Raw genomic sequence first — 24,799 nt, forward strand, 5'->3', positions numbered from 1 at the left:
TGATTAATCTGGATTGAAAGGTGATCGGAAATTGGAGAAAGTCGCTCAATCCAGATTGAAAATAATCCAAAATGGGAAGAACCCGCTCAAATAAAGGTTAGAAGTGATCCAACTAATCTAAAAAACGAGCAATAAAATCTTCATAGGTAAAAGCCTGACGATGTTGGAATGAAAAGACCCCATTTATTCAATTTTGCAGTGAAACTTTTCACATGATGAATCGTATAAATAGTATAACGAACTGAGGGAGGCTATTTATTTATGCAAAATGAACGTCAACGAATTTTAGAACTTGTAGAAAAAGGAACAATTTCGGCACAAGAGGCGATTACATTATTAGAAGCATTAGAGCAACCTGGCAAGTCTACTCAACATGTTATGAATGATGTGTCGAAAGAGACGCAATCCTTTTCAAGTGAAAAAGAGCCATTATTTGAAGAAAAATCAAAAGATGGTGACAAGAAAAAAGATGATTTTATGAAATACTTCCAAGATGAAATGCAAGATTTTCGTAAAGATTTAACACAAATCGGTTCTCTTTTTATGGATATGATGAATACGGCTGTTAAGAAGGTAAAGGAATTTGATGTAGCTTCTCCATTTGGAGATAAAATTGAATTTACCCATACAGAAGAAGTGGCTGCTGCCAAAGTGGACAATATTATCGCTGAATTACCTAATGGTAACTTCTCATTGGAATCCAGTGAAGGAGAAACGATTCAGGTGATTTGCAAGGTAAAGGCACCTTTGATGAACGAAAGTGAAGAAGAAACTCGTAATCACTTCTTAGAGCAATTTGTTGTGAAAGAGGAAGAGCAATCACTTCGTATTTTGAGCCAATTAAAGCTTGTTCAAGTGAATGTGAAGGTGCTAGTACCAAAGGATAAACTTGAAAAATTATCTGTTCGTCTAATGAATGGTAGTGTTTCATTACAGGATACAGAATTTGAAGAATTAAAAGTGAAAACGTTAAACGGTGCCATTAAAGGAACGAAGTTTAATTTTGGAAAAGCTGAAGTGGATTCTTCTAATGGTTCCATTGAATTAACGAATGTTCGAGGTAAGGATTTAGAGGCTGAAACATTGAATGGACGTGTTTATTTGGATGGTGCATTGGATGAAGTTGAAGCTAAGTCTGTCAATGGACATGTAGTCGTCACAACATGCTCGACAAATTCTTCAAAAATTAAAGCGCAAACAGTTGCTGGGGCAGTAGAATTGTATGTCCCACGAACAATTTCATTGAGCGGTAAAGTCGTAACGAATTTCGGTAAAGTGGATGTGGGGATCCAGGATGTTTCTAAAATAGAGTCGCAAGATCAATTCTTATCCAAAGTAGTCCGTTTCGACAAAGAAGTTGAAAATGCGAATCGCCTATTTATCGAAGGTGAATCGAAAACTGGTGCTGTTTTAGTGCGCTACACAACAACAGATGAACAACAAATTTAACAGTAGGAGCATTCAAGTTAAAGCTTGAATGCTTTTTCTTTTCAAACAGGATTCGGCCTAGCATATAGAGGCGAATCTTGTTTTATTTTTGTCATATTCTTAAGGATAATGGCAAGGAAAGAATGAAATAGAAGGAACTGCCACGGATTGAAATGAAACTGTAATAAAAAAACAGAAATAGAGTGCTATAATAGTAAAAGAAATACCTCTTACATAGATGAGAGTTTTAGGTGGTTTAATCATGATAGAAATGAAAAATGTGACAAAGAAATACCCAAACGGTGTTGTTGCGACAAATGGTATTTCCGTTAATATAAAGCAAGGCGAATTTGTGTATGTAGTTGGCCCAAGTGGGGCAGGGAAATCCACATTTATTAAATTGATGTACCGTGAAGAAAAAGCAACATCAGGACAAATAATTGTAAATGGTATTGATTTAGCAACTTTAAAGAATAAGAAGGTCCCTTTTTTGCGCCGTCAACTTGGTGTAGTTTTCCAAGATTTCAAATTGCTACCTCGTTTAAATGTTTATGAGAATGTAGCGTTTGCGCTTGAAGTAATAGAGGAAAAGCCTGATGAAATCCGACGTCGGGTTATGGAAGTTCTAGAACTAGTTGGATTGAAGCATAAAGCGAGAATGTTTCCAAATGAACTTTCAGGTGGAGAGCAGCAACGTGTATCGATTGCTCGTTCAATCGTCAATGTTCCAAAAGTTGTGATTGCAGATGAACCTACAGGGAACCTTGACCCTGAAACATCATGGGAAATTATGAATTTATTTGAGGAAATTAATGCACGTGGGACAACGATTGTAATGGCAACCCACAACCGTGAAATTGTAAATACGATTCGTCGTCGTGTTATTGCAATTGAAGGCGGCTTAATTGTCCGTGATGAACACGGAGGTGAATACGGCTATGAAATTTAGTACAGTAAAGCGCCACTTCCGGGAAAGTATCAAATCACTTGGTCGAAATAGCTGGATGACCATTGCCTCTGTCAGTGCCGTTACCGTTACGCTCATTCTAGTAGGTGTTTTTGCGCTTATTATGATGAATTTAAATAAAGTAGCAACGGATTTAGAAAACGATGTCGAAATTAAAGTGTTAATTGATGAAACAGCAGATGAAGCTGCGGAAAAAGCACTCATCGAAAAAGTCAAAAAATTGCCTGGTGTCTCCGAGATGACGTATTCCACTAAGGAAGATGAGTTAACCAAGCTAGTAAAAGACTTCGGTGATGATTTTAAACTATTTGAACAGAGTAACCCTTTACGTAACGTTATTTATGTAAAAGCCGCTGATCCACAGCAAACAGCAAAAGTTGCGAAAACCATTGATAAATATGAGTATACATATGATGTAATGTATGGCGAAGGAAAAGTTGAAAAACTATTTAACTTCTTAAATATTAGTCGTAATGTAGGAATCGTACTTATTTTAGGGTTATTATTTACAGCAATTTTCTTAATTTCGAATACAATTCGTATAACGATTATAGCTCGTCGTGATGAAATAGAAATTATGAAACTTGTAGGGGCTACAAATTCATTCGTGCGTATCCCATTCTTATTAGAAGGTATGTGGCTTGGAATTTTAGGTTCAATTATTCCGATTGCAGTTGTCACAACCCTTTACCACAATATATATAAAATTATTGCACCACGTTTACAAGGAGAGCTTGTTCAATTACTAGATTTTTCTCCACTTGTGTATCAGGTAAGCGGTCTTCTGTTACTCATTGGTGTACTGATCGGTATTTGGGGAAGTTTCATGTCAGTACGTAAGTTTTTAAAAATTTAGGGACAACGGATATTTGTGAAAAAGAAAAGAATAGTCGAAGGGGAGTTCAATCGGTGAAAAGTAAGGCGAAAAACACATTAAAAACACTTGCAGTAGCATCTGCTCTAATTCTTTTTATCCAAACTCCATCAGCATATGCAACAAGTCTATCGGATTTAAAAGAAGAAAAGAAACAAGTTGAGACAAAGAAGAATCAGTTAAATTCATCTATCAGCAATAAATCAAATGCAATTACAGCTAATCAAGAAAAGCAACAACAAATCTTAGATCAAATTCAGGCATTGAACGCTGAAATCGACAAAACTAATAGTAATATTAAAAAAGTACAAGCAGATATTCGGGCAACAAATGAGGAAATTAAAAAGTTAGAAGCTTCTATTGAAGAGCTTTTGCATAAAATTGAAGAGCGCGATTTATTGTTACAAGAACGTGCACGTGCCATTCAAGCTGGGGGCTCTGTTAGTTATTTAGATGTATTGCTAGGCTCTAATAGTTTTGTAGACTTTATTGATCGTTTCTCTGCAGTTAATGCATTATTGGAAGCGGATCGTCAAATTATTCAAGATCAAAAAGATGATAAACAAAAATTAGAAGAGCAAAAGCAAATTGTAGAAGAGAAACGTAAAAACTTAGAGGGTAAAAAAGCTGAGCTTGAACGATTAAAAGCATCATTAGATAGTCAAAAAACTGAGAAAAATAAACTAGTCGACCAATTAGAAAAAGAGCAAGAAAAGCTGAAATCAGAAAAGGTATTACTTGAAAAAGAATACTCAGAGGCTTTGGAAGTAAGTCAGGAATTGCAAGATCAAATTATTGCTGAACAAAATCGTTTGGCTGAAATTGCGCGTCAGCAAGAGGCGAAACGTAAAGCAGCTGCAGCGGCCGCGGCAGCAGCTGCTGCTAACAATGGTGGCGGATCATCTGGTGGTACAGTCCATGCGCCTCAATCAAACGGAACTTGGATTAAACCAACAAATGGTCGCTTAACATCACCATATGGTTGGCGAAATCTTGGAGCAGGTCCTGAATTCCATTATGGTGTCGACCTTGCAAATGCAACAGGAACACCAATATGGGCAGCAGCAGATGGCGTAGTTTCTTACGCAGCACCACTTAGTTCGTATGGTAATGTTGTCATTCTGACGCACTCTATCGACGGACAAATTTACACAACTGTTTATGCACATTTAAGTGCATTTAATGTTAGTGTAGGACAAGAAGTAACACAAGGTCAGCAAATTGCAGCCATGGGTAGTACAGGTCGCTCTACTGGCCCACACTTACACTTTGAAGTGCATATCGGTCCTTGGAAAGGACAAGCAGTCGGCAGTGTAAATCCACTGAAATATATTCCGTTGTAAGCATAAAAGCTATACACTAGCATTTTCTAGTGTATAGCTTTTAATATTTCATCGAATGTTTCACCATTCACACTTATAGGTCTACCCATTAATAAGCAATAAACCCTTTTTGCCCTTTTTGAATATGTAATAGCCAATTAATAGGCAACATCAGCTTATTTGTTATTTAATAAGGTTCTTTTTACTCCCCAAGTAATTAAGTCGCTTTGAAAGTATAACTCCTCCCTTTTCTCATTTTGCGAAATATTCGATTGAAAGTTTCATCGCTATTATAAGATTCTAAATAATGTTATGATGAATATATACTTAGTGGGGTATTTTTATTATTGTTATTTCTGAAGATTTTCTTAAAACAGTGTGAAATAGTCTTTTTTTAAAAAGGTTCTATGCTATGCTTTCGGAGGAGGATTCGTTGAATTGATAAATACAGAGTGGTACTCAATCCGAACATTAACTTTACCAGCTACTGCAGTCGCTTTACTAATTACTTTTTTCATTGTGTGGCTTATCTTGCGCTTACAATTTTCTAAAAAGTGGTCTGAGCTATATAGTGATGCCATTTTCACCTTTATTATTGTTTGGAAGTTAAGTTTGCTTGTGACAGATTTCAAAACAGTAGTAAACAATCCAATTACATTGCTTTATTTTAATGGCGGAACAATGGGTGTTCTTCTCGGTGTCATCGTAGCATCTTTGCAAATATTGAGAAAGCGACAGAGTATACAGCTTGAGGAACAAGAGATGATAGCTGGTAGCTGGGCTATTATTCTAACACAATCCATTTATCAAATGCTTGCTGTGCTACTTAATGACAACAACACATCGAGTGAAGTTATAACATTAGCTGTGCTAAGTGTAGTCACGCTCGTCATATTATGGAGATTAGTAGCGGTGAAACAAGCTCTCATACTCTATACAATTAGCTATTTGATCGTGGCTATCTTACAGCCGCTTGGTATAGGGCAAACAGCTGTAGGTGTCAGTGTCATACTACTTTGTTTGGGCTTAACTATACAGCATGAACGAATCAATGTGGGAGGTAAGAAATGAAAAAAAATATTGGACTGCTGGTCGTTGTGCTATTAGTGGTTGCGATGATTGGTACATATGTAAAACAACAAATTGACGAAGAACGTGCCATAGATAAATCGGCTCTAGGTAAGGATATGGAGGAGCTAGAAACCGGCTTAAGCAAAGGCGATATACCGCCTGATTTCACCTTAACAAGCTTAGATGGGGAAGATATCACGTTAAGTGATCTTCGTGGAAAAAAAGTCGTTTTAAATTTCTGGGCGACATGGTGCCCACCTTGTAAGGCGGAAATGCCGCATATGCAAAGCTTCTATGATGAGTATGCAAAAGAGAAAAACGTTGAAATTATAGCGGTCAATTTAACAGAAGCTGAACGTGATGTGACTGCTGATGCCAAAGTGGACACAGTGATGACATTTAGAGATAGCTTCGAGCTAACGTTCCCTATTTTATTGGACCCAGACAATGAAGCTGGCTTGAATTATCAAGTCATCACGATTCCAACCACTTATTTTATTGATTCCAAGGGTCTCATTCAACGCGCCATCAGAGGACCAATGGACGTGGATATGTTAAATGATTATGTAGATGCACTAGATTGATTGATAAAAAATCTGTTCGTTTTCTATAGTGGAAACGAGCAGATTTTTTTTATTTTTCATGAACAAGGTATATCCATGCGAATCAACAACCAACGTGCATGTGTAAAGTGAAATATTCTCTCTTAACAAATTTGAAAGGTAATTTTGTATGTTTGAAAAAATAGAGTCATACAGTAAAAGAGACGGAGGAGGGAAGATTTGCGCAAATTAACAGCCGGTGTCGGAGTCCTACTTAGTAGTTTGGTGGTGGGCAGTGGTATTTACTTTGATTGGTTTAATATTGGCGATAAAAAGGAGCCTGTTACGGAGGTTGATACTATTGGTGAGGCTATGACAATCATTGAAGAAAAATCAGTATACAGTACAAAAAAGGATGCATTGGTGGAGGGGGCTCTTCGTGGGATGGCTGATGCCATTAAAGATCCTTATAGCACGTATTACTCCAAGGAAGAGGCTGAGCAACATCGGCAAATGCTAGCGGAGGAACGGGTAGGCATCGGTATTGAACTAACAGAAAATAAAGGGAAGTTTATCGTTGTGTCACCTGTTCGTTCGTCACCAGCAGAGAAAGCGGGCATGCGTTCACTCGATGAAATTGTACAAGTTGATGGGGTACGGATAGATGGGAAAACAATGAGTGAATTAATGCATTTAATTCAAGGTGAAAAGGGAACGAAAGTAACCATTGTTGTCTATCGTCCAAGTGAAGATAAGCATATTAAGATGACGATGGAGCGCGCAGCAATATCTAATAAAACGGTAACTAGTGAGGTAGTGAAGGTAGAAGATACAGCTATTGGCTATGTAGTGATCTCATTATTCGGTGAAAAAACCGCCAATGAATGGGTGGCAGAAACGAGTAAATTACTTCGTAAAGATGTGGAAGGAATTGTCATCGATGTACGGGATAATCCAGGTGGTTATTTACATAGCGTCGCAGCGCTACTGAGCACAGTATTGGACAATGGCAAAGTATTTGCATATATGCAAAATGCGGAAGGTGCTATGGAACCATTAAAAACGCAAACAAAAGGCTTTGATGAAAAATATATAGAAACGATGAATAAAATTCCAATTGTTGTTTTGCAAAATCAAGGGAGTGCATCTGCTAGTGAAGTATTGAGCGGTGCTTTAAAAGGCTGGGGACGCGCTTCACTTGTTGGAGTTAAGAGCTTTGGAAAAGGGACTGTACAAGAATCTTGGGAGCTTTCCAATGGCGGGGAGCTTAAATTATCAACCAACAAATGGCTAACACCAAAACGTGAATGGATTCATGGGCAGGGCATTGAAGCCAGTTTAATGATCGAGCAAAATGAATTATTTGCTTTTCAACTTCATCCACTAACAGGTAAGTTTAAAGTGGGCGATATGAGTGAAGAGATTTCCTATTCACAAAACGCCTTGCAGAAACTAGGCTATCAAATCGATCGTTTAGATGGCTATCTGGATGAAACAACCGCAGAAGCCGTTAATCTTTATCGTAAACAGAAAAAATTAAAGCTAGCAGAGGACGAATTTTATATGGACACGACTTTCTTTAATAGTTTAAACGAAACGTTAAAGGATTTTAAAGCCGATCGTCAAAATGATCAACAATTCCAAATGGCCACTAGTTTTTTACTGCATACGATTGACCAATAAAACTTGCTGACAGAACAAAAATACTATAATACAAAGCTTTCTATGAGTTTGTACTACGCAAGCGTGTAGTCCTTTGATACAATAAATTCATAGTATTCAAGATAGAAATGGCGGGTGTTCGTATGGTTAGTGAGATATTAATAGAAATTGTAACAGCGATTGGCCGCTTTTTGCTCAACCCATTACTGTATATAGTCATAATATTTGCTATTATTTTAGGTTATCGTCGAGTAAAACAGGAGCGTAAATATTTTAATAGACGTATTATTTGGGGCTGGACGGAGCTAATCGGACAATGGAAAGATGGGTGGCTCTATGCACTAATTATTTCTATCATTAGTATTGGAGCAGGTCTAACTGTCCCAAAGGAATTTTTAATCATTTTAACGGCAGTTTCTATAGTAGCACTTATCTTGTTTGTCATGAATGCAATGTCGCCTATTTTGACAATGGGGATTGCCACACTTGCCATATGGGGTATGTCCTATTACAATTGGTCATTTTCCTGGTGGAAAATTTCGGTAGAGGCTGTCCATTTAGAGAGTGGCGCAATTGTGACAATTACCATTCTTGCGGGCCTTTGTGTTATTGCAGAAGGGCTATTAATTCGACGTATGGCGATGAAGGTTACAACACCTTGTATTGAGAAAACGAAGCGGGGTATGCAGGCAATTGTCTATCGGTCAAAAAATGTATGGGTATTACCTATTTTCTTTGTTATTCCTGGTGATGCGATTTCGGCTATATTCCCATATTGGCCACAGTTTACGATAGGTCATAATAGCTTTGCACTTGTGTTATTTCCACTTGTCATTGGCTTTACTAAACTGACAAGAAAGGAATTACCAGCTTACATGTATCCAAAAATTGGCCGACCTGTCTTTTTACTTGGACAGCTTATTTTAATAGGAGGATTGGCTGCATATTTTGAGCCAGTGATTGGCTTCATTACACTTGCTGTTGGTGTAGTTATCCGGATTATAATTGCTATCTACTTTGCACAACAGGAAAAAACAGATCATTATGCAGTTGCGCCAAGTACGAAGGGTGCTATTATTGCAGCCGTTCTTCCTGATTCACCTGCTGAGAAGATGGGCTTACTTGCAGGAGAATGTATCCGCAAAGTAAATGGTGTGTCAATTTTTACAGAAAATGAGTTATACGAAGCACTGCAATTAAATGCAGCTCATTGTCGTCTAGAGGTTTTAGACAGAAACAATGAATTACGTTTAACACAACATGTGATTTATAGCAATGATCATTACCGTATTGGCTTATTATTAGCTGAGCCGAGGGAAGTATAATGGACGTTTTTGGGAAAATGCTGCTAGCATTATTCATACCAGCTTTATTGGTATTACTATTCACTAGAATTACCTATAACCGCTATGTTGCATTATTATTAGCCATTGCACTTATTGCTGCCTCTGTATATGCAGGCTATACATCCCCACCTATTATTTTCGTTATCGATGCATTTTCATTAACAGTAGGCTTTTGGCTAGCAAGTAAAATGAATAAATAAGGAAAGGTCAGTCCAGGCAATAGGACTGACCTTTTTACATGAAAAATCGCACGGCTGCCATAATGATTACTCCTGCAACTACTGTAATCGATAAGCTTTTTGTGACAAGGGCAATAATAAGAGTAGGAACAAATGTAATAAAGACTGGCCAATCAAGTGTCACTACTTTGCCGCTTTCAGTATCTATTAAATTTTCAATGACAAGAGCACTTAATATACAAACAGGAATAAAACTAAGCCATTTTAGCACAACATCAGGTAGTGTTACACTACGCACAAAAATAAATGGAATGACACGCGGTAGCCATGTTACAAGTGCGCAGCCGATAATAAGCCAGACCATATAAGAAGTTGTTGTCATTTATCTGTCACCACCCCAATTGTTGCGACAATCACAGTTGCCAGTAGTACAGCAACATGTGAAGGGACTACATAAGAAAGACCGTACATAATAACCGCCATATAGCCAATTAACTTGATATAATGCATGATTCTACTTTTACCAACACTGCTCAATTGCAAAACTAAAAGTGCAACAAACATGGCAACCAAGGCAAAATCTAAACCCCATTTTTCAGGATTTGCTACCCACTGTCCTAAAAAGGCACCCGTAACACAGGAAAGAATCCAAAAGATATAGGCTGTTATATTTAACCCATCCATCCATTTACCATATAATTTACCTGTTTGCATTTGCTTTGTTACGGCTACACCAAAGGTTTCATCCGTTAATAATGTACCAAAGCCAACATTTCTAAGCATGGAGTAGCGCGTAAAGTGAGGTGCTAATGTTAAACTCATTAATAAATGGCGTAGATTCACTACGAAAATGGTTACAATGATAGCAGAGGCAGGGCTACTTGTTAAAAGTAGTGCACAAAAAATAAATTGTGCAGAACCTGCGTAAATCAGTATCGTTAATAGCGCGATTTCAAGGACAGATAACCCTGAAGCGGAACCTACAACCCCAAATGCAAGTCCTATACTAATATAACCGAGTAATGTAGGCACGCAATCTTTCACGCCTTGTAAAAAACTGTCATTGGAAGAGCTTGTTGTGTCATCATGTTGAAGCTCTGTTGTACTTGTCATAAATAGGTCATCCTTTCTTGATAATTTCCATGTATACTATTGATGGAATTGTTTGATAGTTCTTGATGTTTATTAAAGTATACATATGTCTGATAAAATAAACAATAGAAATTGGTGAGTAAAGATGGAACAAATGAGTCGAAATTTAGCATTTCAATTAAAGAAAATTAGACAGCAACGTCATTTAAGTCTCGATGATGTGGCCAAAGCGACAGGTGTCAGTAAAGCACAGCTTGCACAAATCGAAAAAGGGGAGGCCAATCCGACTGTTTCAACAATTTGGAAAATTGCAGCGGGTATGCGTATGTCATTCTCTTCATTATTACAGCCGCCAACTGCCCATTACATGCGTTATAGCAGTAAAGATGTACCACATGTCGATGAGGATGAGGGACGCTATCGTGTTTACTCTATAATTCCGTATAATCCAGAGCGAGGCTGGGAGTTTTATAAGGTTGAAATGGAGCCAGGGGCAGTTAGTAGGAGTGAAGCCCATACAGAAGGGGTAGAGGAAACTGTAATGGTTATTAAAGGACAAGCAGTTATTTCTGCTGGAGACATGCATGAATTACTAGATGAAGGGGATACACTAGTATTCTCAGGGCATCAACCCCATGAATATCGCAATACTTCAGAAGGGTTAACAATTTTTCATTTAATTTTACAGTATAAATAGAGGTGTCGATATTGAATGAATGGTTTACTGTAGAAAATATTGAACAGGTTGCGGCACAGTATCGAACGTTCGGCCCAATCATTGGTTTACTGCTCCCGTTTTTAGAGGCGTTTTTACCATTCCTACCATTAGTCGTATTCGTTGTGGCGAATGCCAGTGCATTCGGCTTATGGCTAGGATTTCTATTATCTTGGCTAGGCTCTGTAGCTGGCTCCTATGCAGTTTTCTTACTTGTGCGTCATTTTGGCAAACATCCAAGATTACAATTTTTAACAGGTAGTAAAAAAGTACAGAAGCTTATTAAATGGGTGGATATGAATGGCATCAGCCCTCTTTTTGTCCTCCTCTGCTTCCCTTTTACACCATCTGTGATTGTCAATATTGTAGCGGGATTGTCACATATCCATAAAAAATTTTACTTAATCGTTTTGCTTGCAGGAAAGTTTGTTATGATTTTAGGTATGAGTGTATTGGGCTATGATTTAAAATCGCTTTTGACAAGCCCAGTGAGATTGATAATTGCAGCTGTGGCCATTGTTATTTTATGGTGGGTTGGGAAGTTGATAGAGAAGCGTTTGAATGCCCGTGTAGAAAGAGATTTAAAGCAAGCGCGAAATTTGACGAAAAAGCAGGATCACCATGCCAGTTAGTAAAAATTTGTAGCCTCTTTCATTATCTGAAGAGGCTGCTTTTTTGTGTAATAAATTAACCTTTTTATAGGTAGGTGAAGGTTGATAGATAGTATTTACTAGTTTTTTTCGATAGAATTTAAGATAGATGATTTATGTTGTTTTTAGTAGGCTGGGAAAACTGCTTCACCATAGATGAGAAGCGATCAATAGTCTGGAGAAGCCGCTCCAAAATAGATGAGAAGTAATCAATTCAGTGAAAGAATCGCTCAAATAAAAGTATAAATCTTTATTTCATTAAAAGAGACACTCGCAACAGCAAGTTAATGAGGAGGGGGAAAGCAAATGACATTGCGTATTGTTTCAGGACGTTCGGGAACAGGGAAATCGGCATTTATTCATCAGGAAATTGTTGAGCAATTAAAGACGGATCCATTGGGGCATCCGATTTTCATGATAGTGCCTGACCAAATGTCTTATTCTACGGAATATGAGCTGACAAATAAGCATGGTTTACAAGGCTTGATTCGAGCACAGGTGATGACGTTTAAACGTTTAGCATGGTTGGTTTTACAGGAAACAGGAGGTATTGCTCGTAAAGAAGTAAATGGCTATGGCTATCGAATGCTTATTCGTAAGCTTTTGGAGGAACAAAAAAGCGAGTTTTCCTTATTTCGACAAGCAGCAGGAAAACGTGGCTTTACGGAGGAAATTGAAACCCTTTTAAGAGAATTTAGTCGCTATAGCGTCAATAGCTCAGTCTTGGCAGAGGTAACGGAATCGTTAAAGGCTATAGATGCACCAAATACATTGCAGGCGAAAGCGAATGATTTACATGTTGTTTTGCAGGCACTAGAGGAACGACTTGGTACGACGTATGTTGACAGCGAGGGCTATTATCCGATTTTAACGGAGCACCTGAAATATGCAGAAACGATGAAGCAAGCGACCATTTATATTGATGGTTTCACCGCTTTCACTGTGCGAGAGTTAGAACTGGTTCGTGAATTGTTGAAGGTAACGAAGCAAGTAACGGTCGTCCTTCCCTTTGATCATATGGATGAAGCCTTTGATGAACAAGCTTTATTCCATGAAGCAGCCTTAACGAATCAACGTCTTCATGATATGGCAAAAGAAGAGGGCATTGATGTTGAATTACCATTACATTTTTATAACACTCAAAGATTTCATTCTAAAGATTTACAGCATGTGGAGGCAAAATTTGCTGATTTGGAGCCCCAAACGAAAAAAACTTCAGGAGATGTAACCGTGCTTGAAGCATCCAATCGTCGAGCAGAGATACATGCGATTGCCCGGGAAATAACAAAACTGACAAGAGAAGACGGTTTTCGCTATCAGGATATCGTACTTTTGTATAGACAAGCAGATCTCTATGATCCACTTATTACAAGTATTTTCCAACAATATGAAATTCCTATTTTTACAAATACAAAAAAGACAATGCTACATCATCCATTAATAGAGCTAAGTCGTTCAGCCTTGGAGGTTATGACCTCGAATTGGAAATATGAGCCAGTTTTCCGTAGTGTTAAAACCGATTTGTTTTTCCCATTACAAGCGGAGCTAACAATTTGGCGTGAGCGAGCAGATCGATTAGAAAATTATTGCTTGGCACAAGGCATCTATGGTGAACGATGGTTTGAGGAGGCACGTTGGTTTTATAAAAAATATCGAGGTCTAGAATTCCATTCGCGTGTACAAACAGATGAAGAGCGTGCAATGCAGGCAGAAATCGAGGCCATTCGAGATGAAATTCGCCAACCTCTAAAACTTTTACAAGACAAACTTGATAGCGCCAAGAATGGCAGGGATATTGCGACTGCTTTATTTGAACTTATAGAGTCATTACAGGTATATGATAAACTACAAGCCATGAAAGACCGTGAGCTAGAGCGAGGTGACGCATTAGCTGCAAGTGAACATGAACAAGCTTGGAATGAATGGATTGCTGTTCTGGACCAATTCGTTTATATGTTTGGTGAGCAGGAGATGTCTGTAGAGCAAGCAGCCAAAATTCTTGATGAAGGCTTTGATACATTAGAATTTTCAAGAATTCCGCCAACCCTTGATGAAGTAATGGTGGCTACTGTTGATTTAGCTCGTTTATCCAATATCAAAGTCGCTTTTGTAATAGGAATGAATGATGGTGTTTATCCAACTCGGATGGAGTATGAGGGCTTGTTGTCAGATATCGAACGTGAATGGTTTAGTCAAATTGGCTATGAACTTGCCCCTACCTCTACTAATCGTTTATTACAGGAAAATTTCTTGTTCTATCGTGCTATTACAACGCCATCTAACAAATTGTATATGACCTATCCCACGGCGGATGAGGAAGGTAAGGCACTCCTAGCCTCACTTTATATGAAGAAAATAATAGGAAATGACAAAAAGGCTGGGTTATTAAGTGGTGTATCAATAGAACGAGTGGTAATCGACCCGATTGAATTACTAGATGGAGATGTTTTACCATATTTACGCCATCCAAGGACTGCATTGGCACATCTAATGGTACAGCTACGTCAAGCTGAACATAGCCGTGAACTAGCTCCAGAATGGCTAGCTTTACAAAGATTTTATAAACAAGATCCTTATTGGGCACTCATTTTCGACCGCGTACTTTATCCAATTACCCATAAAAATGAGGCTGAGCCACTTGAAACCTATATTACACAGGAATTATATGGTCAGAAGCTAACATCCAGTGTGTCGCGAATTGAGAAATACTTCAGATGTCCTTTTTCTCATTTCACTACGTATGGCCTACGTCTAGAAGAGCGAGCTGAGTATCGTCTAGAAACGTTTGCAATGGGTGACTTATTCCATGAGGCATTAAAGTGGATTACAGAGGAAACACATCGTCAGCAATTATCTTGGATTCGTTTAACAACAAAGCAAATTAAACAATTAGCACGTCAAGCAGTAGAACAAATTGTTCCAGTCTTTTCCCATCAAATCCTATTATCCAGTGCCCGCTATCGCTATATTCAGCGTAAGCTAATTCGAATTGTTGAGCGTACAATGACAGCACTGACACAGCATGCAAATGTATCACACTTCAAACCAATTGCAATTGAGGCGTCGTTTGGTCCTGGACAACATGAACAGCTACCACCACTAGAGATTGATTTGACTGGTGGCAAGAAAATGTTTATGCGTGGACGTATTGATAGAGTGGATAGTGCAACGATAGATGACCGCTCTTATTTGCGGATTGTCGACTATAAATCCTCAGCTCGTGACCTTGATTTAAATGAGGTTTATTACGGATTATCCTTACAGGTCCTAACGTATTTAGATGTGGCAATGGAAAATAGTTCATACTGGCTATCAGGTGAAGCAGAACCAGCAGGGGTACTGTATGTCCATGTCCATAATCCGATGCTGAAGCTGGATAAAGATTTGACGGACAGTGAAGTAGAAGAGGATCGTTTAAAGCAGTATAAAATGAAAGGTTTGCTATCTGAAAATGCTGAAGCGATTTTATCGATGGACGAGCAATTGGAAGAAAGTAGCGGACATTCAAAAATCATTCCTGTCTATATGAAAAAAGATGGGACACCGTCTGAGTCACAATCGCGTATAGTTCCTGTCAATGATATGAAAAAGTTGCAGCATTTTGTTCGTCGTAAACATCAGGAGGCAGGGAATGGTATCTTATCTGGTGATACGGCCATTAGCCCCTATAAATTAAAAGCCAAAACGGCATGTGATTATTGTCAATTTGCTGCGGTTTGCCAGTTTGATCCATCAGATGGTAAACAAAACTATCGTCAATTAATGCAAGCAAAGCCGAATGATATTGTCGATAAAATTCGGAAGGAGATAGAATAGCATGGTACAAACAATTCCTGTTAAGCCAGTAGATGTCACATGGACAGACGATCAGTGGAAGGCTATTTATGCTAGCGGTCAAGATACACTCGTTTCGGCTGCAGCAGGGTCGGGGAAAACAGCGGTTCTGATCAATCGTATGATTGAAAAAGTCATTGCTACTGAAAACCCGATCAATGTAGATGAACTATTGGTAGTGACCTTTACAAATGCCTCAGCCGCTGAAATGCGCCATCGTATGTCTGAGGCATTAGAAAAGGCGATAGCAGAAAATCCAACATCTAATCATTTAAGACGGCAGCTAAGTCTTGTGAATAAAGCACAAATTTCTACGCTACATTCCTTCTGTTTAGCAATTGTGAAGCAATATGCGTACTTACTTGATATAGACCCAGGCTTCCGTATTGCCAATGAAGCAGAAATAGCATTATTGCGAGATGATGTTTTAGCAGAAGTTTTAGAAGATGCCTACGATGCTGAGGATGAGGCTCACGTACAAGCCATCTATCGTCTTGTCGATAGCTTTACCTCAGATCGTGATGATCAAGCCATCGAAACGCTGATTAGTAAACTTTATGATACGTCTCGTGTCCATGCAGAGCCTCAAAAATGGCTTTGGAGCCTGCCGAAAGCATATGAATTAGCTGAGGAAGTGACAATCGATGATTTAGAGCTATCTCAATATGTCAAATTAACCGTACGTCATAGCCTGGAAGAGGCGTTTATGTTAATTTCTGAAATGCGCGCAATTACATTACAGCCAGATGGACCTGCACCCTATGCAGAAACGGCAGAGGTAGATTTTGCTATGATTCAGGAAGGTATTCGCATTAGTCAAAGTGGGACATGGCAGGCGCTATATGATTATTTTGCTACGGTAAAATGGTCTACCTTAAAGCGGGTATCGAAGGATGCACTAGTTAATGTAGAGCTACAGGAGCTCGCGAAGAAAAAACGAGAAGCAGCCAAAAAAATGATGAATAAAATCAAGGAGACATATTTTGTTCGTACGCCTGCACGGCTACTTGAGGAAATAAGGTTAATGGCACCGACCATTACTACGCTAGTTGGATTGACCACTACATTTAGTGAACAATTTCGACTAGCCAAGTTAGAACGGGGAATCATTGACTTTTCAGATTTAGAGCATTATGCACTTCAAATTTTAACGGTAGAGATAGATGGTGCACTTCATCCATCACCGGTTGCGCTAGATATGAAAAAGCGTTTTAAAGAAGTACTTGTGGATGAATATCAGGATACCAATATGCTACAGGAAACCATCTTACAGCTTGTCAAAACGGGTGAAGAACAAGATGGCAACCTTTTTATGGTTGGGGATGTTAAACAAAGTATTTACCGTTTCCGATTAGCTGAGCCAAAGCTTTTTATGAGAAAATATAGTGAATACTTGGAGTCACCTAGTGTAACGGGGATGCGTATAGATTTAAACGCTAATTTCCGTAGTCGAAAAGAAGTATTAAATGCTACAAACTACGTTTTTGCACAAATTATGGGTGAGCGTGTTGGTGAGATTTCGTATGATGACAATGCGTCACTAAAGCCTGCTGCGCCCTATGATGATAAAGAAATACCTGTTGAGCTGGTCATATTGCATCCACCACAGGAAGAGGAAACACCAGAAGAACTGGAAGAACAAGGTAATGAGGAAACGGAGCTAGAGGAATTAAAAAAATCACAATACGAGGCACGATTTATTATCGATCGTATACGTCAGATGATGGAAGATGGAACAACCGTATACGATACGAAAACAAAAACAGAGCGCCCATTAAAGTATAGTGATATTGTGATTTTAATGCGTTCGATGACATGGTCAACAGACTTAGTGGAGGAATTTAAGCTGGCAGGGATCCCACTCTATGCAGAATCCTCTAAAGGCTATTTTGACGCACTTGAAGTAATGATTATGTTAAATGTCCTGAAGGTAGTCGATAATCCCTATCAGGATATCCCCTTAGCCTCTGTACTGCGCGCACCGTTTGTTGGTTTAACGGAAAATGAGCTGGCGAAAATCCGTTTAGCCGATCAAAAGGTACCTTTTTATGATGCTTTACGACAATTTATTCGTAGTGAAGGACATGGTGTGCAAACCACTACATTTGAGAAGTTGCAACGCTTTATGCTGGCCTTTGAAAATTGGCGTGATTTAGCACGTCGTGGATCATTATCAGATTTAATTTGGAAAATTTATTTAGATACACATTATTATGAAATGGTTGGGGCAATGCCGAATGGCAAACAGCGTCAAGCAAATCTACGCGTATTACATGATCGTGCGTTAATGTATGAAAAAACGGCATTTCGTGGACTATTCCGTTTTTTACGCTTTATTGATCGTATGCGTACGCGTGGCGATGATTTAGGTACTGCCAAATCAATTGGCGAAAAGGACGATGTAGTACGTCTGGTGACAATCCACTCTTCCAAGGGTTTAGAATATCCAGTCGTCTTTGTTGCAGGAATGGGACGTCCGTTTAATAAAATGGATTTTCATCAGCCCTATTTGTTTGATCAAGATTTTGGACTAGCTGTTAAGGCCATTGATCCCGAAAATCGTATCACCTATACATCGTTACCGTTTTTAGCATTGAAGGAGAAAAAAGAACTGGAGATGCGTGCAGAAGAAATGCGTGTCTTATATGTTGCGATGACTCGTGCGAAGGAGCGTTTGATTTTAGTAGGCTCAGTGAAGAACTGGGAGAAAACACGCGACAACTGGCAGGACGCCCAAAGTTTACCAATGGATGCACCGCTTCAAGAATATTTACGTGCAAGAGCTAATAGCTATTTGGACTGGGTTGGCCCAGCAGTAGCAAGACATGGAGATTTTGCAGCAGTAGCAAGCACATCTTATAAAGAAGTGGAGGATCAATCACATTGGTGGGTTCAAGCCATCGATACAAAGCATTATTCATATGAGATAGAGGCGATGGGCGATGAAGTACAGCAAGTGCTTGCGATGCAAGAGGATGAGGACTTGCTGGCTGAAATCACTACCCGCTTTCAAGCGCAGTATGTCTATCAAAAATCTACAAGAAAGCGCTCCAAAACATCTGTTAGTGAAATAAAGCGATTAGAAAATTTACAGCGCCAGGAGGAACCTGAATTTTATTTTGCCTCTCCTATCAAGCAAAAGGCTTCGTCCATTGCACCTCGACCCGCTTTTTTACAGGAGCAACAGCTAACTGGTGCTGAAATTGGTACAGCTGTGCACACAGTGATGCAGCATGTTCCTCAATATGGCTTTAGTCATATCGATGCTGTAAGGGACTTTGTGGAGGATTTAGTGGCAAGACAGCTTTTAACAGAGGCGGAGGGCAAAGTAGTTCCGCAAGCGAAAATTTATCGTTTTTTTGAGACAGAAATAGGGCAACGCTTTCAACGCGCAAGGCAGATACGTAGAGAAATGCCGTTTACAATTAGTAGAATCGATGAAGATGGTGATGCTCAAATTGTGCAAGGGATCATTGACTGCCTATTTGAGGATGAATACGGTAATTGGGTCTTGTTGGATTATAAAACGGATCATATACAATCTCATTTTGCGCAGGAGCCAGCCCTGTCAAAGGAAATACTAGGTCGTTATGCCGTACAGCTTCGTGTTTATAGCGAAGCCATTGAATCTATTTTACACATCAAGGTGAGCGATAAAGTATTATTTTTATTCGATAATGAACAGACAATACATGCATAAAGAACTTGTTACGGGCAAAGTAGGGCAAAGTTTTTTCTTGCCCTGCTTTCACCATAGCTGCTAGTTAAGAGGAGGCTATTTTGTGGAGTTAAAACCAACAATGTTGCAGGAACGAATAGCAACATTAGATATTTTACGAGGTATTAGTTTAGTAGGTATCTTACTTGTAAATATGTATACCTTTTATTTGCCAATGCCGCATATTGATTTGGCATCATGGTTTACAACCCCATCGGATATTGTTTGGCAGAAAAATATTGATATTTATGTGCAAGGTAGCTTTTACCCGCTTTTTGCCATGCTATTTGGTTATGGGCTAGCCATGCAGTGGCAAAAGGCACAAAGTCGTGACCAAAACTTTTATACGCTGGGGCTTCGTAGACTGTCCATCCTGTTTGCCTTTGGCTTTATCCATGCTGTGCTAATTTGGTGGGGCGATATATTAATGATGTATGCATTTTGTGGCGTTTTCTTAGTGCTTTTACTACGTTTGAGTCCTATCTGGCTATTAGCGAGTGCTTTGATTATTAATGGCTTGATGCAAGCTTTTATGCTCTTTGTAGTAGGGATTGTAAATTTTAATACAAAAGTAGATGATTACTTAGATATCGTATCAGTAGAGAAGGCCATCACGGCTTATGGGACAGGGAACTGGGTAGATGCCTTTATGCAACGCTTAACAGATTTATCGACGCAGGCAGGCATCGAGATGTGGTTTGTTGCACTGTTCACGATTTTACCGTATATGTTAATAGGTGCTGCTGCCTCTAAATGGCGTTTAGTAGAACGGGCTAAAGAATTGAAGTGGCTCTGGCTGACGTTTGCAATTGCTGGATTGGTCATCGGTATTGGTATAAAAAGCTTATCTATAATGTTTACAAGAACATATTTACTAGATTATTTAAAAGTATACATAGGGGGACCAGTTCTATCGGTGGGCTATATTGGGGTTATTGTGTTACTTTGCTTAGTGCCAATAATGCCAAAACTACTTAGTCCTTTTGCTAAAATTGGACGCATGTCATTAACGATGTATATTCTTCAATCTATTATAGGTACTTGTTTATTCTACCAATTTGGCTTTGGTTGGTATGGTAAAGTAAGTGTAGAAACAGGGGTATTAATTGCTGTCGGCATTATTGTTGTGCAAATGATCATAGCAGAAATTTGGTTATCTAAGTGGAAACAAGGGCCGTTAGAGACAATATGGCGTAAATTAACATATAAGCAAAAAATAGAAGTGCGTTAATATATTCCTCTTTACATGCATATTTTATGAAGATATAACAACTTATAAAAATGTTGTCGCAAAAATGAGGTAATTTCTATCATATTGTTGTATTATGTAGAAAAAAGAAGGAGCTCTTTCAATCATGAAAATTTTATCATTCAAATTAGGTGGACATGTAAGCTTTGGACCAAAAGTAAAAAAAGAAGAAGCGGTATGGGATGTACTCGCTATTCAAAGTGAACTTCAAGTTCTCCCTTCTTTTTCAAGTTCAATCGTGGATGGCATTGCTTTAGGCTTTGATTTTGTGGAACAGATTCGTAAATTAGTAGAAGCAGCAGAAAAATCAGATAATGCTAATAGTTTTAAACGTGAATTTACAGAGATCGAATGGCTTTCACCAATTCCACGTACCCCTAAAAATATTATGTGTATTGGTAAAAACTATGATGAACATGCAAAGGAAATGGGCGCAGAGGCAGCACCAACGGATTTAATGGTATTCACAAAATCACCAACTGCAATTGCTGCAGATGGACAAACAATTTCCATTCATGCAGATCTTTCTTCAAAAATGGATTATGAAGGTGAGCTAGCTATCGTTATTGGTAAACGTGGCAAAAACATTCCTAAAAACTTAGCGTTTGATTACGTATTTGGTTATACAATTGCCAATGATGTAACAGCTCGTGATTTACAAGAGAAACATAAACAATTCTTCTTGGGTAAAAGCTTGGATGGTACTTGCCCTCTTGGACCATACCTTGTGACAAAGGATGAGATCCCAAATCCACAAGACTTAACAGTAGTGACAAAGGTCAATGATGAAGTACGTCAAAATGGCTCTACGAAAGATATGATGTTCTCTGTTGAAACGTTAGTATCCATCCTATCTCAGCATGTAACATTAGAGCCAGGAGATGTGATTTTAACAGGTACGCCAGCTGGTGTTGGCAAAGGGATGAACCCGCCGCAATTCTTAAAAGCTGGAGATACAGTAAAAGTATCTATTCAAGGAATTGGTACTTTAGTCAACCATTTTGAATAATGATGATATCAATCCGCGAGAGTCTATACTCCGCGGGTTTTTTTACTGCTTTAAGGCATAGTAACAGAAGTAAAAACTATGAGATGCAAGGATTCCAAGTTTTAAATGATGTAAATTGTGTGAACACTATTGTAATATTTGAAACCCTTTCCATCGCATGGTAGGATAGAGTTTGATAGAAAAAGAATGAGGGGGACAAACATGAGTTTTTTAACTAGCCAAACGCATTTGCATATTACTACGTGGGTAGTAGGTATTGTCATCTTTTTAATTGCGGCACTAATGGGCAAGCAATCAAAAGGCTTACATATGACATTACGTCTGTTTTATGTACTAATAATCATCACAGGTGGGGCATTATTTATCGAGGCAATGGACTATGGTAAAGGTATGCTTTACGGATTTAAGTTCTTAGGTGGCATACTTGTAATTGGCATGATGGAAATGGTCTTAGTGCGTCAAAAGAAAAATAAACCAACAGCTATGTTTTGGATTTTATTTGCAGTATTCCTATTAATCACTTTGTTCCTAGGATTCAAACTGCCAATGGGTCAAGATTTCTTAGCATAATGATTTAAAAGTCGTGAAGTAGTTGCTTCACGGCTTTTATTTTGTAAACGAAAACGGAAGACGGAATTGACACCTTTTTGTCGTAATTTATTCGCTTTTACGCAAAATCTTTGGAAAAGATAGCGACGTGACAGAGTTATTTGGTAAAATGACGTTGATTGGTTTGAAAGAGAGGGAATAACAGTGAAATTTAAGAAGTGGATAAGTGCGACGGCTGCATCACTTTTATTAGCAACTTCATTCGTAAGTACTATACCAGTAGCACATGCGGATGAATCAGCGACTAGAACAATAGCAGAAGAAAGCATCTATGATTTACTCGTTGACCGTTTCTTTAATGGCTCGGGCACAAACGATTTTGATACAAATACGCAGGATCCTTCGAAATTTGCGGGGGGCGATTTTACAGGTTTACAGGATAAACTGAAATTTATCGGTGAGATGGGCTATACAATTGTTTCCATTGGGCCTATTTTTTCTACAGAGAAGTATGATGGATCAATGCCCACAAGTTATACTACAATTGAACGTCATTTTGGAACAACGGAAGAATTCCAAAGTATTGTAGAGGCCTACAAAGCTAAAAATATGTCCATTATGGTGGATTTTCCACTTACAAATGTGAGTCCAAATCATGAGTGGGCAAAGGATGCATCGAAAGCGGATTGGATTGCATCTACCAATGATGGACAAGTACAGTGGGATTTATCGAATAAGGATGTGCAAGAAGCACTTATTCAAGCAGTAACTGAATTTGTTTCTACATATGACATCGGTGGTATTCGTTTAACAAATATCGCAGGGGCTGATACAGCGTTTATCAATGCAGTAATAGCTGCATTAAAAGAGACAAAAACATCACTTTATGTGATAGCAAATGAAGAAAGCGATGCTGATTTTGATGCAACTTTCTCACCTGTAACGGCAGATATCTATCGTAATATATTTAAAAACGTGGATATGGATTCTTCAAAATTAATGGAACCTTTCACAGGAGAAAAACCGACACAAATTATGGTGGATTCACTTGAAACCCATCGTTTTACATTTGACTCTGCTAATGAAAATATGTTCCCACCTACCCGCTTAAAAATGGCGATGGGTGCTTTATTTATGCTACCAGGAATTCCTGTCGTACAATACGGGACAGAAATTGCTATGAATGGGGAAGCAAAACCAGATACACACCAGCTTTATAACTTTAAAACAGACGAAGAACTGATTGATTATATTAAAAATGTTCAATCTTTACGTAATCAATCAGCTACTTTACGTAATGGTGATTTTGAAGTCATTACAAATGAAAATGGCCTTCTTGTCTTTACACGTTCTTCTGACGAAGAAAAGTGGGTAATCATGGTTAATAATACTGGTAAAACACAACGCGTCGACTTAACACCTGAACAACTTGGTGAAGGGAAGATGCTGAACGGTATTTTACATGAGGAAAAAGTTCGCATAAATGAAAAAGAAGTCTATCCTGTTATTTTAGACCGAGAAATGGTTGAAATTTATCAAGTTCGCAATGATGAAGGCTTAAACACGCCTTATATGGTGGCTCTTGGCTTAGTATGGGTGATCTTTATTGGCTTTGTTGTCATCATCATTAAACGAGGGAAAGTTCGTCGTCAGGAGCAAGACGTCCACTAATAATAACACGATAAAAAAGCATGCCAGGAGACATCCTAGCATGCTTTTTATTAGCCTTCAAAGCTTTTATTTGTGAAGAAAATCGCAATAGTGCCAGGTCCGACATGTGAGCCGATCGCGGAACCTATCATGGTAATTTGCACAGCTTGGGGTGAAAAACGCTCCTGTATAGAGGCTTTTGCTTCATTCGCAAAGGCAGCGTCGTCACTATGGCTAATACCTACAATTTTATTTGTAAAGCTGCCACCACGCTCCTGCATTAAATCTAACATACGATTAAGTGCTTTTTTTCGACCGCGCGACTTCTCAATCGGTACAAGTTTGCCATCTTCTACATTTAAAATAGGCTTAATGCTAAGAAGACCGCCTAAAAATGCACTTGCTTTTGATACACGACCACCTTTTGCAAGGTAATCTAAGTCTTCTACTGTAAATAAATGCTCAACCTGAGGTGCAAGGGTATTTATTTTAGAGGCCATATCTTCTAGAGATACTCCTATATTTCGCAGTCGAACAGCTTCTTCCACGACAAGGCCATGTCCTAGTGATGCGCATTTAGAGTCGATAATGACTAATTTTAAGGAAGGATACTGCTCAAGTACCTGATTGCGAATCATTTGAGCAGTACTATATGTGCCTGATAATTCTGATGAAAACGCGATATAAATACCTTCTTCATCATTTTTGGCTAACTCCTCAAAATGCTTCAAAAAGAGCTCAGGTGACACTTGTGATGTTTTTGGCTGAGCACCTTGGCGTATTGCATCATAGATCTCTTTGGAATCAATTGAAATCACATCTTCATATTCTTTGTTGTTCAATTGCACTCGTAAAGGGAGTAGCACGACATCATTTTCTTCATAGTAAGATTTTGGTAGATCACATCCACTATCCGTAAAAATCTTCATTCTCTTGTCCCCC

At 38.6% G+C, this 24,799-nt stretch carries 20 protein-coding genes; 17 read left to right on the forward strand and 3 right to left on the reverse strand.

Features of this window, described 5'->3' with window-relative positions; all coding sequences use genetic code 11:
* The first annotated feature begins 261 nt into the window (after positions 1–261).
* From L6W14_RS03240 to L6W14_RS03280, 9 genes are all read left to right on the forward strand, one after another.
* Entirely contained in the window at positions 262–1,449 is a 1,188-nt protein-coding gene (locus tag L6W14_RS03240) for a DUF4097 family beta strand repeat-containing protein (protein WP_131522087.1), read from the forward strand.
* A gap of 241 nt (positions 1,450–1,690) precedes the next feature.
* Complete coding sequence (ftsE, locus tag L6W14_RS03245) at positions 1,691–2,377, forward strand: cell division ATP-binding protein FtsE (protein WP_016991524.1); 687 nt, start codon at positions 1,691–1,693, stop codon at positions 2,375–2,377.
* Positions 2,367–3,251, forward strand: a complete 885-nt coding sequence (gene ftsX, locus L6W14_RS03250; RefSeq protein ID WP_004227513.1) for a permease-like cell division protein FtsX — start codon at positions 2,367–2,369, stop codon at positions 3,249–3,251. Before ftsE ends, ftsX begins: the two co-directional genes overlap by 11 nt.
* A 53-nt stretch (positions 3,252–3,304) precedes the next feature.
* Entirely contained in the window at positions 3,305–4,612 is a 1,308-nt protein-coding gene (locus L6W14_RS03255; RefSeq protein ID WP_131522086.1) for a murein hydrolase activator EnvC family protein, read from the forward strand.
* A gap of 417 nt (positions 4,613–5,029) precedes the next feature.
* The gene (locus L6W14_RS03260) at positions 5,030–5,662 is read left to right on the forward strand and encodes a hypothetical protein (RefSeq protein WP_131522085.1); all 633 of its coding nucleotides are present in this window, start codon (positions 5,030–5,032) and stop codon (positions 5,660–5,662) included.
* On the forward strand, positions 5,659–6,246 hold the full coding sequence (locus L6W14_RS03265) for a redoxin domain-containing protein (protein WP_131522084.1): 588 nt from the start codon (positions 5,659–5,661) through the stop codon (positions 6,244–6,246). The genes L6W14_RS03260 and L6W14_RS03265 overlap by 4 nt, the downstream gene beginning before the upstream one ends.
* 198 nt (positions 6,247–6,444) lie before the next feature.
* Positions 6,445–7,887: a S41 family peptidase gene (locus tag L6W14_RS03270; protein ID WP_131522083.1), complete on the forward strand. Its 1,443-nt coding sequence runs from the start codon at positions 6,445–6,447 to the stop codon at positions 7,885–7,887.
* Between the two features lie 122 nt (positions 7,888–8,009).
* The gene (locus tag L6W14_RS03275; RefSeq protein WP_237899362.1) at positions 8,010–9,191 is read left to right on the forward strand and encodes a PDZ domain-containing protein; all 1,182 of its coding nucleotides are present in this window, start codon (positions 8,010–8,012) and stop codon (positions 9,189–9,191) included.
* Positions 9,191–9,412 (forward strand): DUF2198 family protein, encoded by a 222-nt coding sequence (locus tag L6W14_RS03280; protein ID WP_237899364.1) that lies wholly within the window; start codon positions 9,191–9,193, stop codon positions 9,410–9,412. Before L6W14_RS03275 ends, L6W14_RS03280 begins: the two co-directional genes overlap by 1 nt.
* A 34-nt stretch (positions 9,413–9,446) precedes the next feature.
* Here L6W14_RS03280 and L6W14_RS03285 read toward each other — a convergent pair whose 3' ends face one another.
* Positions 9,447–9,773: an AzlD domain-containing protein gene (locus L6W14_RS03285; protein ID WP_048392045.1), complete on the reverse strand. Its 327-nt coding sequence runs from the start codon at positions 9,771–9,773 to the stop codon at positions 9,447–9,449.
* Positions 9,770–10,504: an AzlC family ABC transporter permease gene (locus tag L6W14_RS03290; protein WP_131522081.1), complete on the reverse strand. Its 735-nt coding sequence runs from the start codon at positions 10,502–10,504 to the stop codon at positions 9,770–9,772. The genes L6W14_RS03285 and L6W14_RS03290 overlap by 4 nt, the downstream gene beginning before the upstream one ends.
* 124 nt (positions 10,505–10,628) lie before the next feature.
* On the opposite strand from L6W14_RS03290, the gene L6W14_RS03295 reads away from it, so the two are divergent.
* The 8 genes from L6W14_RS03295 (at position 10,629) to L6W14_RS03330 (ending at position 23,878) form a co-directional block, all read left to right on the forward strand.
* Positions 10,629–11,180, forward strand: coding sequence for a helix-turn-helix domain-containing protein (locus L6W14_RS03295; protein ID WP_048392043.1), 552 nt, complete (start codon positions 10,629–10,631; stop codon positions 11,178–11,180).
* Between the two features lie 11 nt (positions 11,181–11,191).
* Entirely contained in the window at positions 11,192–11,830 is a 639-nt protein-coding gene (locus tag L6W14_RS03300) for a TVP38/TMEM64 family protein (protein WP_004227497.1), read from the forward strand.
* A 324-nt stretch (positions 11,831–12,154) separates the two neighbouring features.
* Positions 12,155–15,664 (forward strand): helicase-exonuclease AddAB subunit AddB, encoded by a 3,510-nt coding sequence (gene addB / locus L6W14_RS03305; protein WP_237899366.1) that lies wholly within the window; start codon positions 12,155–12,157, stop codon positions 15,662–15,664.
* A 1-nt stretch (position 15,665) separates the two neighbouring features.
* Positions 15,666–19,382, forward strand: coding sequence for a helicase-exonuclease AddAB subunit AddA (addA, locus tag L6W14_RS03310; protein WP_237899368.1), 3,717 nt, complete (start codon positions 15,666–15,668; stop codon positions 19,380–19,382).
* Positions 19,383–19,464: 82 nt separating this feature from the next.
* The gene (locus tag L6W14_RS03315) at positions 19,465–20,631 is read left to right on the forward strand and encodes a DUF418 domain-containing protein (protein WP_237899370.1); all 1,167 of its coding nucleotides are present in this window, start codon (positions 19,465–19,467) and stop codon (positions 20,629–20,631) included.
* A 124-nt stretch (positions 20,632–20,755) separates the two neighbouring features.
* Positions 20,756–21,658 carry a fumarylacetoacetate hydrolase family protein gene (locus L6W14_RS03320; protein WP_048392038.1) on the forward strand — a complete coding sequence of 301 codons (903 nt, stop codon included), beginning with the start codon at positions 20,756–20,758 and terminating at the stop codon, positions 21,656–21,658.
* A 201-nt stretch (positions 21,659–21,859) separates the two neighbouring features.
* Positions 21,860–22,228, forward strand: a complete 369-nt coding sequence (locus L6W14_RS03325) for a YisL family protein (protein WP_004227486.1) — start codon at positions 21,860–21,862, stop codon at positions 22,226–22,228.
* A 183-nt stretch (positions 22,229–22,411) separates the two neighbouring features.
* On the forward strand, positions 22,412–23,878 hold the full coding sequence (locus tag L6W14_RS03330; RefSeq protein WP_237899379.1) for an alpha-amylase family glycosyl hydrolase: 1,467 nt from the start codon (positions 22,412–22,414) through the stop codon (positions 23,876–23,878).
* A 50-nt stretch (positions 23,879–23,928) separates the two neighbouring features.
* On the opposite strand, the gene L6W14_RS03335 is transcribed toward L6W14_RS03330, so the two are convergent.
* Positions 23,929–24,786: a DegV family protein gene (locus L6W14_RS03335; RefSeq protein WP_036076685.1), complete on the reverse strand. Its 858-nt coding sequence runs from the start codon at positions 24,784–24,786 to the stop codon at positions 23,929–23,931.
* Positions 24,787–24,799: the final 13 nt, after the last annotated feature.

It is taken from the genome of Lysinibacillus sp. ACHW1.5, assembly GCF_022014815.1.
Lineage (GTDB): Bacteria > Bacillota > Bacilli > Bacillales_A > Planococcaceae > Lysinibacillus > Lysinibacillus capsici.